This is a genomic window from bacterium (assembly GCA_024742285.1).
Lineage (GTDB): Bacteria > Myxococcota_A > UBA9160 > UBA9160 > UBA4427 > UBA4427.
Genome location: JANSYR010000008.1, coordinates 61,029 through 73,767, shown reverse-complemented (window position 1 = coordinate 73,767; position 12,739 = coordinate 61,029). Strand labels below are relative to the sequence as shown.

The window sequence follows — 12,739 nt, the reverse complement described above, 5'->3', positions numbered from 1 at the left end:
TCATGGGAGGGGAATAGCGTCGGGGCTTCCGCGTGGCCAGCGCATCGCTTCTTGACCGGGCAGTGTGCGCGCTCGACACTCCTTCGACCTGCTTGGAGACCCGATGCCCGATTCCCCCGCCTTCGTCTTCCCGAAGCACGAGGACGATCTGACGCCCGAGCTGCTGACCCACGTCCTCTCGCAGGACCGGCCCGGGCTCGTCGTCGAAGGACTCTCGATCGTCGACGCCGCGCGCGCCGCGAGCGGACGTGCCTCGACCGCCGATCGGCTCGTGCTCGATCTCGACTACGCCTCGGGCACCGCCCCGAAACACCTGCCGCGCAGGGTCGTGCTCAAGACGATGCTCGACGTGCCGCACGCGCCCGCCGTCATGTACGAGACCGAGGTGCGATTCTATCGCGAGATCCGACCCGACGTTCCCTTCGAAGCCCCCGTGTTCTTCGGGGCGCTCTTCGATCGCGAGTCCGGGCACTTCGGCATCCTGCTCGAGGATCTGCGCGAGCGGGGCGGTGTGTTCGCGAACGTGACGATGGACATCTCGCTGGATCAGATCCGCCAGCTGGTCGGTGACCTGGCGGCGCTGCACGCCCGCCACTGGCAGAGCCCGACCCTCGATCAAGATTTCGGATGGATGGCGACACCCGGAGGCGGAGGGATGGAGGCGTTCTGGGGGCATACGCTGCCCCAGATCGAGCAGCACATGGAGGACGAGCCGTGGCGCCACGATCTGATTGCGCCCCTCGGCCGGGACATGACGGGCCTCCACGCCGACATGATGAAGATCGCGGCCGGACCGCTCGAAGCGGCCCCGCGGACCTTGCTCCACGGCGACACGCACCTCGGGAACACCTACGTGTTGCCCGACGGACGCATGGGCTGGCTGGACTTCCAGCTCTCGCACCGTGGCTGCTTCATTCGCGACGTCACCTACATCATCACGACCGGCCTGTCCGTCGACCTCCGGCGCGTGCACGAACGGGCGCTGCTCGACTTCTATCTCGAGGAGCTGGCGCGGCACGGCGTGACCGAGGTTCCGGATCGCGAAGCGACCTGGACGCTTCACCGCCAGGCCACGTTCTGGGGGCTCGTGATCGGCTGGGGCTGTTGCCCGATCGCCCACTACGGCCTGGAGATCACCCAGGAGAACATGCGCCGACTCTCGCAGATCATGATCGACCTCGACGTCCTCGAGGTCGTTCCCGACTAGCAAGGTCGGGCCGAATCCGAATCCTTCCACCGAGGAGCCCACCCCATGTCCGATTCCGACGACGCTCGCGTCGAGACCCGCCGTGAGGGCAACGTGCTCGTGATCCGCATGGTTCGCGAGGCGAAGCGGAATGCCGTCGATCGCAAGATGGCCGATGCCCTCGACGCCGCGCTGAACGAGCTCGACGACGACGACTCGCTCTGGGCGGGCGTCCTGACCGGGGGCGAGCCGATCTTCTGCGCGGGCAGCGATCTCCGCAGCAACGGTGACTACGTGACCGAGCGCGGCGGCGAGTACGGGATCATCCGGCGGGTTCGCAGGAAGCCGCTGATCGCGGCGGTCGAAGGACGGGCGCTCGGAGGGGGGCTCGAGATCGTGCTCGCCTGCGATCTCGTCGTCGCCTCGACGGAGGCGCTCTTCGGGCTGCCCGAGGTCTCGATCGGCGTGATCCCGACGTGCGCCGGGATCTTTCGCGCGCCGAACGCGCTTCCGCTCAATCTGGCGAAGGAGCTGATCCTGACCGGGGAGCCGATCGAGGCGGAGCGCGCCCATGCCGCGGGCTTCGTGAACCGGTTGGTCGCGCCCGGGGAGACCGTGAAGGTCGCGCTCGAGCTTGCTGCGCGGATCACGAAGAATGCGCCGCTCTCGGTCCAGGGGTGCCTGCGCTCGGTGAACGAGTTCGTCGCGAAGGGCGACGTGCAGGGGTGGGCGCTCACCGAGCGCGCCTTCGAGGAGATCGCCGGGACCGAGGATCAGCGGGAGGGCGTCATGTCCTTCCTGGAGAAGCGTTCGCCGGAGTGGAAGGCGCGCTAGGCGAAGGTTTCGGAGGTGAGGCGTCGCTCCCAGGTCGGGCGACCGGGGGCGCTTCGATCGCGATGCCCCGCGCGACGTCCTCCATCAGCAGCTCGACCATCCGCGCCTTGTGCGCGTCCATGAACTCGTCGGCGGAGAACGCCTCGAGAGGATGGTCACGGATCGGGAAGTGGCCGGGCAGGCCGGCCATCCGTTCGCGGTCCGGATACTCGCCGTCCATGAACCGGTAGCCGCGAATCTCGCCGACCCGGAACGGGCCACGCGCCCCGATGTCCCGCAGGAGACGGCCGAAGAACTCGATCGGGACCGTGCGGTCGCTCGGGGAGAGCCGGCCCTTGTAGGCGGAGAAGGCGATGGGGCGGTCGTTCCGGTCGTAGAGGTTGGCGTCGATCCGGTACTGCCCGGGCTGGTCGACCTCGATTCCGACGCGGACGAGGAGGTGGCCGTTCACGACCTCGTCCTCGACTCCGCCCGTGAAGCGTGCCGGGATCCGGCCGGCGGGGGTCAGGAAGAGGCGGAGCGTCTCGTCGTGCCAGCCGTCGGGCGCGTACTGGATCCGCGCGTCGACCACGATCGGGCCGTGGTGGTCGGCGAAGCGGGCCGGATCGAGGGTCGCGACCCACTGGTCGGCTTCGGGGGTGAAGCGGACCGCCGTGCGGCCGCCTTCGAGCCCCGACCGCCCTTCGCGCGTGACCCCGGCGTCGAGGGACAGGATCTCTACGGCCGTATTGCCGCGCAGGACCTCGAGGGAGAGCTCGATCGGGTCGTCGCCTTCGTAGTAGTAGTGATCACAGGTCAGCCGGACCGTCACGATTTCGTCGGCGTTCTGGCTGAACGTCTCCGGGATCGGTCGGTACTCCTCGAAGCGGCGATTCGGCTGGGTGAGGTCTGCCTGGGCTTCGGTCAGTCGGCCGACGCTCGGCGGGTAGACCGTCTGTTCGAGATAGCGCCGGACCGTCGGCGGGAGCGCCTCGGCGTCGACCCGACTCGCGATCGCGACCGGCGGCGCAGCAGCGACGTCGGGGGTCGGGCCGCCGTCGTGGCTCGAACGGTCGGCGAGCCACGAGAGGCCCCAGGCGATCCCGCCGAGGGTGAGCACGATCGCGGCCACGGCGACGAGGCTCATCGCGCCCAACCCCTGGCTGGCGAGGCGCCGGACGCGAGAGGAGCCGCGCGTGATCGGCTCGTCATTCTCGTCGTCCGGCGCCCCTGCCAAGGGTTCGTTCTCCTCGCGCGCTCGGCGCGACGGGAGGCGGGTGGGCGGAGATCCGCCTACCAGCCCAGGTTCTGGATGAAGCGGTCCTTCATCTCGTAGTGGTCTTCGTTGTAGCCGGAGCAGGTCCAGGCCGCGTAGTGGTTGCTCCACTTCGGCCCGGTGCACATGCTGCTGGTTCCGGTCACGCTCGTGACCGCGCCGGCCGAGTGGTAGGCGACGGCGCCGTCGTCCTCGCCGGGCAGCAGCCAGGACGTGTACCACCAGCCGTCGTAGCCACCGATGTGGTAGACGGTCTCGCCGTTGGTGTCGTTGTGGTTGTAGGCGTTGCGGACTTCGCTCCGGCCGAGGTGTCCCGCGTAATCGCAGGGACCGAAGATGTCGGCGAGGAAGTTGCCGGAGAGGGCGCTGCCGCCGCCGGCGCCCGCCGACGTGCCCACCCAGTTGATGTTGTAGTTCGTGTTGGTGTTGGCCATCCGATGGCCCATCACGGCGTCACCGCCGGAGTAGTTGATCACGTAGCAGAGGTTCGATCCCGTGCAGCACTGGTCGAGGTAGATGCCCATCGTGTGGCTCGCGTCGGCGAGGCCGCTGTGGTTCGTCTGGACCGCCTTCACGTCGATCGACGTGTATCCGGAGGCGTTCGCGAGCGCGTCGTTCCAGCCCTGCGAGCACATGCCGCCCAGATGGAGGATGTAGCGGCTCCCGCTGTTCGGATTGCAGCCCGTGTTGGCGTTGCAGACCGGCTGGTAGTCGGCGCAGCAGTCGCCGTAGGTCGCGCAGCTCGCGTCGCAATAACAGCTGTTGCCGTTGTTGCCGCCGCCGTAGCCGCCGCACGCGTTCACACAGGTTCCGGCGTCGTCGCCACCGACGCCCGCCATCGCGGTCGTCGCGAAGACGGACAGGCCGAGCGCCAGAAGGAGCGCACCGAGTACGGTGCGGATTCGAGTTCGTGCGGACATCGTCGCTTTCCCCCAGGAGAGCCGGCCGCCGGCTCGGACGTGTCGCGATGGCCCCCTCGGCACGCGCGACGAATCCAGCTTACGCTCCGTCAGCTTCCGGAATCAAGAGCGAAGATGGCTCGTTGGGCGCCGAGAATGCGAACGCCGGTCGCAAACGAACGCGGGGTCATGATCCGCGTGGGACGATCCGGCGCCGGACGTTTCGTTTCGGATGCGCCGCTCGTCCGATGCTAGTTGCCTTTGGTCCCGGGGCTCGGGTGAAATACCCATCGGCCGCTCGCGGCGCCCGCGACGTACTGCCCTTCGGCCAGCAGCGACCCGTCCTCGCGGAAGAAGCGCCACGGGCCGGAACGACGACCCCGGTCGTCGACGGCGCCGGTCGCGCGCGGGCGTCCATCGGCGAAGCGATCCGGCTGGGCCGGCGGGCAGTGCCGCGCGCGAACACGGGCGTGCAGCGCGTCGCTTTCCCGCGTGCCGCACAGCTGGCTCGCATCCGCCGAACGCAGGTGCGCGTCGCGCAGGGAGAGCTCGATCTGGCCGGCGCCTTCGCGACCCCAGACCAGGCCGTAGCGCTCGTGGTAGACGTGGTAGCGCGGCGACGTCTCCTCCGAGAAGAGCCGGGCGACCCAGCCACGCGCATCGGGTGCGAAGTGGAATCGGCCGCGCTCGTCCGTTCGCGTCTCTCGAACCCGCTCGAAGCGTCGAACGTCCGACCCGAGGCGCTCGCCGGGCACCGCTTCGAAGACCCACGCGCCGACGATCGCTTCGCCCGTCCGCGAATCGAGGACGGTTCCGGAGGCGCCATGGTCGTCCGCAGGCGCGGGGGCGGCCGCGAGGAGGAGGAGCGCCGCCGCGAGAGCGGATGATCGGGCGGGGCGCGAAGCTCGGATCGATGCGAGGGCCGACACGGATTCTCCTCGTCCCCGGCTGGCGTCCACCGGAGGCTACCGCGTAGAGTGGCCGAAGCGAGGAGGAAGAGGAACCGGCATGGCGCAGGTCGAGGCGAACGGAATCCGGATCGAGGTGGAGACGCGGGGGGACGAAGGTGCCCCGGCGTTCGTCCTGCTTCGCGGCTTGTCGACGCAGCTGATCCAGTGGCCCGACGTCTTCCTCGATCGCTTCGTCGACGCGGGCTACCGGGTGGTCCTCCTCGACAACCGGGACTGCGGGCTGTCGGCGAAGATCGATGAAGTCCCGATGCCCTCGCTCGTCGACGTCGTGACCGGGAGCGCGGCCGCGCCCTACGGCGTCGGCGACATGGCCCGGGACGTGGTCGGCGTCCTCGACGCGCTCGAGATCGCGCAGGCGGACGCCGCCGGGATCTCCCTCGGCGGCATGGTCTCCCAGCACCTCGCCTTCGATCACGCGGATCGCTTCCGCTCGGTCACCAGCGTGATGTCGAGTTCCGGCGCGCCCGGACTGCCGACCGGAACGCCGGAAGCGCTCGAGGCGCTGAACTCGCAGCCGGCGGACCCCGACGATCGCGAGATCGTGATCCGACACAACATGCGCAACCAGATCCTGATCGGGAGCCCCGCCTTCCCGATGACCGAGGCGGAGCTTCGTTCCTACTGCGAGCGCGCGTACGATCGCTGCTACTGCCCGGCGGGCACCGCGCGCCAGATGATGGCCGTCGTCTCCGACGCCGCCCGCCACGAACGGCTCGCCGAGGTCGGGACCCGCTTCCAGGTGCTGCACGGCAGCGACGATCCGCTGATTCCGCTCGCATGCGGCGAGGACACGGCGAAGCGGGCGGGGGCACCGCTGGTCGTGATCGACGGCATGGGCCACGACGTGACGATCGCCAACAGCGACGCGATCGCGGACGCCCTGATCGGGTTCGCGCGCGGGTAGGGCGCGACGGCCCGTGCGCTCGTCCTGCGACGACCGGATCCGACCTTCGAGGGAGGCGCGGCATCCGCTCCGGTCGACCCCTATGCTGGCGCCTCGAACCCGAACGAGACGGAGACCTTGATGAATCCCTTCGACGCCGCGCGCGAGAACGCGACCGACGCCGCCCGAGCCAACCTCGATCTGATCGAGCGCTTCTTCGGCCTGATGGAGACGATGGACTTCGAGGCCGTGGGGCAGCTCTTCCACGAAGACGCGCGCTACCGCGACGAGCCCAGCCATGCCGCCGACGCCGTCGGACCCGCGGCGATCACGGCGAAGCTCTACAACGCGATCTCGGGTCTGAACGCGTTCCCCATGTGCGTCGATACCGTCGTCGGTGGCGAGACCCGCGTCATGTCCCGGCGCGCCGAGGAGTGGCACTTCCCGACCGGCGAAGTCCTGGCGCTCCCGGTCATGTGCGTGCACGAGATCCGCGACGGCCGGATCGCCGACTGGCACGAGTTCTGGGACATGCAGTCCTTCACCCAGCAGCTCCCTGCGAGCTGGATGGAGGAGATCATGAAGCGGGCGCAGGCCGCCGGCTGATCGGCGCCGCGTTCGAGCGCGCTTTCACGCCGCGGCGTCGTCGAAGGCGGCCATCTGGCGCGCGATCCAGTCGGCGACCAGACGGATGCGCGGCACGTTTCGCGCGCTCTTCGCGCACACCAGACCGAACGAGGTGGTCGGCGGCGTGAAACCGACGTCGATCGCTTCGAGTCCGACGCTCGCCGCCCCCCGTTCGTCGAGGATCATCGCGCCGAGCCCCGCGACGGCGGCGGCGCGCTGGACCAGGTAGTCGTCGCTCGTGAACGCGGGCACGAAGTCGGGAATCGCCCGAGCGAGCATCGGTCGCGGCGGCACGTGCTCGAAGGGGCGCGCCCAGGTGATCCAGTCGAGCTCTGCGAGTTCGGTCGGTCCCGTCCTGCCGGCGGCGGCCCGGCGTTCGGCGAGGGCGGCGACGTAGTCCGGGGCCGCGAAGACGCCGGCCCGGATCGTGTCGGAGGCGAGGGTCGTCAGCTCGGGCTCGCTTGGCGGACGCGTCCGGATGGCGAGGTCCGCCTCCCCGCGCACGAGGTCGACGTGGCTCACGCTCGAGAGGATCTCCAGACGGATCGCCGGGTGCTCCGCCTGGAGCTCGGCAGCGAGCGGGGCGACCACGTCGACGGCGAGGGCGGGCGGGGAGGCGATCCGGACGAGGCCCTCCGGCGCGGACTCGGCGCCGCGGGCGATCCGTCCGAACTCGCCGGCCCAGCGCGCCATCTGCTCCGCCGCGGGCAGGAGCCGCGCCCCGGCCTCGGTCACCCGCGCGCCCTGCTGGGTCCGTTGGAAGAGCGCCATGCCGAGCCGCTCCTCGAGCAGCGCGATCCGGCGGGAGACCGTCGGCTGTCCCAGTCCGAGCCGTTTGGCCCCGCCGCTGATGCTCCCCGCCTCGACCACCGCGAGGAAGGTCTGGGCGTCGTCCCAGTGCATCTGCTGAGTATCCATATTTCGATGAATGTATCTAAAAAATTAGGATTTCCATCTGCGTGAGTATGTCCGAGAGTGTGAGCACGCACTCAGCGCGAGGAGAACGACATGATCCGGATTCCCCGACCGACGGACCGCCCCTGCGATGGCGCGACCGCCCTGACCTGGGTCCCCGCGGCCCTGTGGCTGGCGGCGCTGCTGGCGACCGGGCTCCAGACCGGCTGCACCGCCAGCAGTCAGCCGACCGAGCGCTCCGATCTCGGCCGAGCGGCCTCCGTCGACGCACTCACGGTCGACCTCGACGAGCCGGGCCCGATCACCTTCGAGCGGATCGTGGCCGCGGACTGGGTCGTCGACCGGAGCGGGCTGATCAACCTCGACCATCCCGAGACCCGGCGACAGGGCGTCGAGTCGGGTCCCGAGCCGATCGAGATCTTCCTCTACGTGCTGCGCCACCCGACGCAGGGCACCTGGCTCGTCGACTCGGGGGTCGCCGAGGTCTTCCGACAGGAAGGCCGCGCGCCTCAGGTGAGCGCGCTGGTCGACGCGGTGATGGGGACCGACGCCCTCGACGTGCACGTCTCGACGGCGGAGTGGCTCGAAACGCAGTCGCGCGAGCCGGCCGGCGTGCTGCTCACGCACATCCACATGGACCACGTGATGGGGCTGCCCGACGTGCCCGAGAGCGTTCCGGTCTTCGTCGGGCGGGGGGAGACGCGCGGCCGGGCGTTCCTCAACCTGTTCACCCGCGGCACCCTCGACCGCCTGATCGCGCGGGACGCGGCACTCCAGGAGCTCGACTTCGAGCCGCCTTCCGGCGACGACGCTCGGTCGATCCTCGACGTCTTCGGTGACGGCTCGCTCTTCGCGATCCACTCGCCGGGGCACACGCCGGGATCGACGGCCTTCCTCGCGCGCACGCCGGAAGGACCAAAGCTCCTCGTCGGCGATACCTGTCACACCGCCTGGGGCTGGGCGAACGGCGTCGAGCCCGGCTCGTTCACCGCCGACCACGCGGCGAACGCCAGGAGTCTGGCCTGGCTGCGCGATCTCGCGGCACGCCATCCCGGGATCGAGGTCCACCTCGGCCACCAGCGGCTCGTCCGCTGATCCCGGGGACCGGCGGAAAACGCCCGATTCCGGCCGCCAGACCCGCTCTCGCCCCGTCTTTACAGCCCCTCGCCACCCTGGAACCATGGAGTCTCCCCGAGCGAGGAGCATCCCATGGCCCACGACCTCCTGATTCGAAACGGCACCGTCGTCGACGGCACCGGCCAGCCCGGTCGACGCGCGGACGTCGCGGTCTCCGACGGACGCATCACCGCGATCGGTGATCTCGCCGGAGAGGCCGCGCAGGAAACCCTCGACGCCGAAGGGCACGTCGTCACCCCGGGCTTCATCGACGGCCACACCCACATGGACGCCCAGGTCTACTGGGATCCGCTCGGGACCTGCTCCTCGTACCACGGCATCACGAGCGTCGTGATGGGCAACTGCGGCTTCACCCTCGCGCCTTCTCGTTCCGACGCGCGGGAGCTGGTCGTGCGGAACCTGGAGCGCGCGGAGGACATCTCGCCGGCGGCGATGGCCGAAGGGATCAGCTGGGGCTTCGAGACCTATGCGGAGTACCTCGACACGATCGACGCCCTGCCCAAGGGCATCAACTACTCGGGCTACGTCGGCCACTCGGCGCTGCGCACCTACGTGATGGGCGAGCGCGCCTTCGAGGAAGAAGCGACCGACGACGACGTCGCGGCGATGCAGCGGGAGCTCGCCGCCGGGATGGCCGCCGGGGCGATGGGCTTCACGACGTCGCGCACGCTCAATCACCAGACCTCCGACGATCGACCGGTCGCGAGCCGTCTCGCGAGCTGGGACGAGGTCCGCGCGCTGGTCGGGGTCGCCGGCGGCGCCGGCGGCATCTTCGAGATCACGAACGAGGATGCGGCGGTCGAGGACCCGAGCGCGCAGCCCGAGTACTTCGGCCGGATGGAGTCCCTCGCCAAGGAGAGCGGGGCGACCGTGATGTTCGGGGTCGGCAGCAGTCGGCACGCGCCGGAGAGCTGGCGGCCGTGGATGGGCCTCGTCGATCGCGTCTCCGACGGCGGCGGACGCATGTTCGCCCAGGTCCACTCGCGGCAGTTCAACATCGTCCTCAACTTCGAGGGGCAGCTGCCCTTCGACGGACTCCCGCAATGGAAGGCGCTCCGCGCGCGCTCTCGCGAGGAGCAGATCGCCGCGCTCCGGGACCCCGAGACCCGCGCGAAGCTCGTCCACGAGGCGCATCACGGGGAGTACGGACAGGCCGTCGGGGCCGAGGCCCGCAAGCCGGACTACGACTGGGTCCTCGTGATGGGCGATCCGCTCGGGCCCCACGAACGCGTGAGCGATCTCGCGAAGGCGCGGGGCGTGGACCCGGTCGAGTTGATGATCGACCTCGCCCTCGAGAGCGATCTCAAGCAGAACTTCCTGCAGCCCTTCGCGAACGAGCTCGAGGATCAGGTGCTCGCGCTCATGAAGCACCCCCGTTCGCTGGTCACGTTCTCGGACGCCGGCGCCCACGTCTCCCAGATCTCGGACTGCTCGATCGCGACGCATCTGCTCGGCTACTGGGTGCGGCAGCGGCAGGCGGTCGGTCTCGAGGAAGCGGTCTCGATGTTGACCGCGCAGCCGGCGGCGGCGTTCGGGTTCTCGGATCGAGGCCGGATCGTGGAAGGGAACGTCGCGGATCTCGCGATCTTCGATCCGGAGACCGTCGCGCCGGCGGTCCCACACATCGAGCACGACCTGCCCGGCGGCGCCCGGCGCCTCGTCCAGGAAGCGACGGGCTTCCTCGCGACGATCGTCGGCGGCGAGGTGCTGCTCCGCGAGGGACGACACACCGGCGCGCTGCCCGGTCGGATCCTGCGACGCGGCGCGGGAGCGCGTTAGTTGGCGAGCGGGCCGGAGATGGAGCCGCTCGTGATCGAGTGCTCGCTCAACGAGCAGGTGACGAAGGACCAGAACCCGAGCGTGCCGATCTCCCGGGAGGAGGTCGTCGAGGATGCACTGGCGGCCGCCGCGGCCGGCGCCTCCATCCTCCACTTCCACGCGCGCGACGCCGAGACCGGGGATCTGCTCCACCCCGGGACCGAGTGGTATCGGGACGTGATGCGCGCGATCCGGCGCGAGAATGCGGACGTGCTGCTCTATCCGACCTACGGGGCCTCGCCGACGCCCGAGGAGCGCTTCAGCCACCTGGCGGCGCTGGCGGACGACCCCGAGGTCCGTCTCGACTTCGCGACGATCGACCCGGGCGCGGTCAACTACGCGGACTTCGACTGGGGCGGGGACGCGAAGGGGCTCGGCTGGGACTACATCCTCTCGGTCAGCCACAAGGAGATCGAGTACTTCTTCGGCCTCGCCCGCGAGAAGGCGATCACCTACAGCTTCACGGTCCGCGAGCTCGGCCACGTGCGTCACGTCCTCGCCTATCGCGCGCTCGGCTGGATCGACGATCCGCTCTTCTTCAAGATCACGCTCTCGGAGAACCACGCCTGGGGCGCGCCTCCGACGGTGGCCGGTCTCCGGATGCTGACCGAGGGCTGCCTGCCCGACGACGTCCCCTACCGCTGGATGACCTACGTCGAGGGCGAAGGGCACGCGGCGCTGTCGCGCTTCGCGGTCGAGCAGGGCGGTCACGTCCGCACGGGCGTAGGCGACAACCCGCTCTTCGAGGGCGAACGGCTCACGAACGCGGAGCAGGTCGAGCGGGTCGTGGGCTACGCCCGCGAGATCGGACGCGAGATCGCGGACCCGGCCGGGACACGGGCGTTGTTGTCGACCCCGCCGAAGAGGAGGGAAGCATGAACTTCGATGCGAAGCCGCTGGCCGGCGGAATCGGTGCGGAGGTGACGGGCCTCGATCTCGACCGCGAGATCGACACCGCCACGGCGAAGGCCCTGAACGAGGTCTGGCTCGAGTACGCGATCGTGCTCTTCCGCGGGATGGGCACGTCGAACGAACGTCACCTGCGTCTCTCCCGTGCCTTCGGCGAGCTCGAGGTCCACCCGGTCGAGAGCATCCGGCTCGACGGAGTGCCCGAGATCATCCGTCTCGCCCAGAAGGCCGACGACACGGACCAGATGACCTATCGCTTCGCCGGCGAGGACATCGTCGGGCGGATCCCCTACCACACGGACCTGATCTATACGACGACGCCGAACCGCGGAGCGATCCTGCGCATGGTCGAGAAGCCCGCGGTCGGCGGCGAGACCGGCTGGATCGACACCGCCGCGGCCTACGACGCGCTCGACGAGGCGACGAAGGCGCGGATCGACGGACTCGAGGGACGCTTCGACTTCGTCTGGAACCTCGAGGAGATGCGCTTCGGAAGGCCCCCGGGCGTCGCTCTCGTCGACAAGGGCAGCGTCCCTTATCCCGAGTTCCCCGACGTCGCCCATCCCCTGGTCTGGGTCCACCCGATCAGTGGCCGGAAGTCGCTCTCGCTCTCGACGGTGCACCTGATCGACGTCGTGGGGCTTTCCCGCGAAGACGGCGATCCGATTCTCGAGCAGCTGGTCGACCACGTGCTCGACGATCGCTTCGCCTACGTCCACGACTGGGAGGAGGGTGACATGGTGCTCTGGGACAACTGGCGCACGATGCACACGGCGCGTGGCGTCCCGCCCGGCCACGATCGGGTCGTCCACCGGACGACCATGAAGGGCGAGCACCAGACGGGTCGTCTGCTCTAGGCTCGAACCCGCAATCCGATCGAATCGAGGAGTCCCGAGACATGGGTCAGCAGGAAGAGGACAACAAGCGGCTCGCCCGCGAAATGATCGACGCGCTCACCCGCGCCGACGTCGAGTGGGTCAAGAAGAACTACGCCGACGACTTCAAGATCTGGGTGACGGGCTCGCTGCCCTTCAGCGGCGACGGGGACAAGGAGGGCGCGCTCGCCGGCATGCCCGCCGTGCTCGACCTCTTTCCGGAGGGGCTGACCTTCACGATCGACCGGATGATCGCGGAGGGGGACTCCGTCGCGATCGAGGCGCACAGCAACGGCACGACCTTCCGCGGCGACACGTACGCCCAGGAGTACCACTTCGTGATGCGCGCCCGGGACGGGCAGATCACCGAGTGGAAGGAGTACATGGACACGGAGCACGCTCGGAAGGTGCTCGTCGGCGAGTAGTCGAG

General features: G+C 69.5%; 13 protein-coding genes. 9 read left to right on the top strand and 4 right to left on the bottom strand.

The window, feature by feature from the left end; translation table 11 throughout:
• Positions 1 to 103: 103 nt before the first annotated feature.
• Both NXI30_15585 and NXI30_15580 read left to right on the top strand, forming a co-directional pair.
• Positions 104 to 1,207, top strand: coding sequence for an ecdysteroid 22-kinase family protein (locus tag NXI30_15585; protein MCR9095643.1), 1,104 nt, complete (start codon positions 104 to 106; stop codon positions 1,205 to 1,207).
• 45 nt (positions 1,208 to 1,252) lie between these two features.
• Complete coding sequence (locus NXI30_15580; GenBank protein MCR9095642.1) at positions 1,253 to 2,020, top strand: enoyl-CoA hydratase-related protein; 768 nt, start codon at positions 1,253 to 1,255, stop codon at positions 2,018 to 2,020.
• Here NXI30_15580 and NXI30_15575 read toward each other — a convergent pair.
• The 3 genes from NXI30_15575 to NXI30_15565 all read right to left on the bottom strand — a co-directional run bounded on the left by NXI30_15575 (position 1,974) and on the right by NXI30_15565 (position 5,103).
• Positions 1,974 to 3,236: a hypothetical protein gene (locus tag NXI30_15575; GenBank protein MCR9095641.1), complete on the bottom strand. Its 1,263-nt coding sequence runs from the start codon at positions 3,234 to 3,236 to the stop codon at positions 1,974 to 1,976. The genes NXI30_15580 and NXI30_15575 overlap by 47 nt on opposite strands.
• Before the next feature lie 56 nt (positions 3,237 to 3,292).
• The gene (locus tag NXI30_15570) at positions 3,293 to 4,195 is read right to left on the bottom strand and encodes a hypothetical protein (GenBank protein MCR9095640.1); all 903 of its coding nucleotides are present in this window, start codon (positions 4,193 to 4,195) and stop codon (positions 3,293 to 3,295) included.
• A gap of 230 nt (positions 4,196 to 4,425) precedes the next feature.
• On the bottom strand, positions 4,426 to 5,103 hold the full coding sequence (locus NXI30_15565; GenBank protein MCR9095639.1) for a carboxypeptidase-like regulatory domain-containing protein: 678 nt from the start codon (positions 5,101 to 5,103) through the stop codon (positions 4,426 to 4,428).
• A 79-nt stretch (positions 5,104 to 5,182) separates the two neighbouring features.
• Here NXI30_15565 and NXI30_15560 point away from each other — a divergent pair, with 79 nt between their 5' ends.
• Complete coding sequence (locus tag NXI30_15560; GenBank protein MCR9095638.1) at positions 5,183 to 6,049, top strand: alpha/beta hydrolase; 867 nt, start codon at positions 5,183 to 5,185, stop codon at positions 6,047 to 6,049.
• 120 nt (positions 6,050 to 6,169) lie between these two features.
• The gene (locus NXI30_15555) at positions 6,170 to 6,634 is read left to right on the top strand and encodes a nuclear transport factor 2 family protein (GenBank protein MCR9095637.1); all 465 of its coding nucleotides are present in this window, start codon (positions 6,170 to 6,172) and stop codon (positions 6,632 to 6,634) included.
• Between the two features lie 24 nt (positions 6,635 to 6,658).
• On the opposite strand, the gene NXI30_15550 is transcribed toward NXI30_15555, so the two are convergent.
• Positions 6,659 to 7,573 (bottom strand): LysR family transcriptional regulator, encoded by a 915-nt coding sequence (locus NXI30_15550; GenBank protein ID MCR9095636.1) that lies wholly within the window; start codon positions 7,571 to 7,573, stop codon positions 6,659 to 6,661.
• 90 nt (positions 7,574 to 7,663) lie between these two features.
• Between NXI30_15550 and NXI30_15545 the strand changes: the two genes are divergently transcribed.
• The 5 genes from NXI30_15545 to NXI30_15525 all read left to right on the top strand — a co-directional run bounded on the left by NXI30_15545 (position 7,664) and on the right by NXI30_15525 (position 12,734).
• On the top strand, positions 7,664 to 8,665 hold the full coding sequence (locus NXI30_15545; GenBank protein ID MCR9095635.1) for an MBL fold metallo-hydrolase: 1,002 nt from the start codon (positions 7,664 to 7,666) through the stop codon (positions 8,663 to 8,665).
• Between the two features lie 114 nt (positions 8,666 to 8,779).
• A complete protein-coding gene (locus NXI30_15540; protein MCR9095634.1) occupies positions 8,780 to 10,486 on the top strand; it encodes an amidohydrolase family protein in 1,707 nt (568 codons plus the stop codon).
• On the top strand, positions 10,487 to 11,404 hold the full coding sequence (locus NXI30_15535) for a 3-keto-5-aminohexanoate cleavage protein (protein ID MCR9095633.1): 918 nt from the start codon (positions 10,487 to 10,489) through the stop codon (positions 11,402 to 11,404).
• A complete protein-coding gene (locus NXI30_15530) occupies positions 11,401 to 12,291 on the top strand; it encodes a TauD/TfdA family dioxygenase (protein MCR9095632.1) in 891 nt (296 codons plus the stop codon). The genes NXI30_15535 and NXI30_15530 overlap by 4 nt, the downstream gene beginning before the upstream one ends.
• 41 nt (positions 12,292 to 12,332) lie before the next feature.
• Positions 12,333 to 12,734: a nuclear transport factor 2 family protein gene (locus NXI30_15525; GenBank protein ID MCR9095631.1), complete on the top strand. Its 402-nt coding sequence runs from the start codon at positions 12,333 to 12,335 to the stop codon at positions 12,732 to 12,734.
• Positions 12,735 to 12,739: the final 5 nt, after the last annotated feature.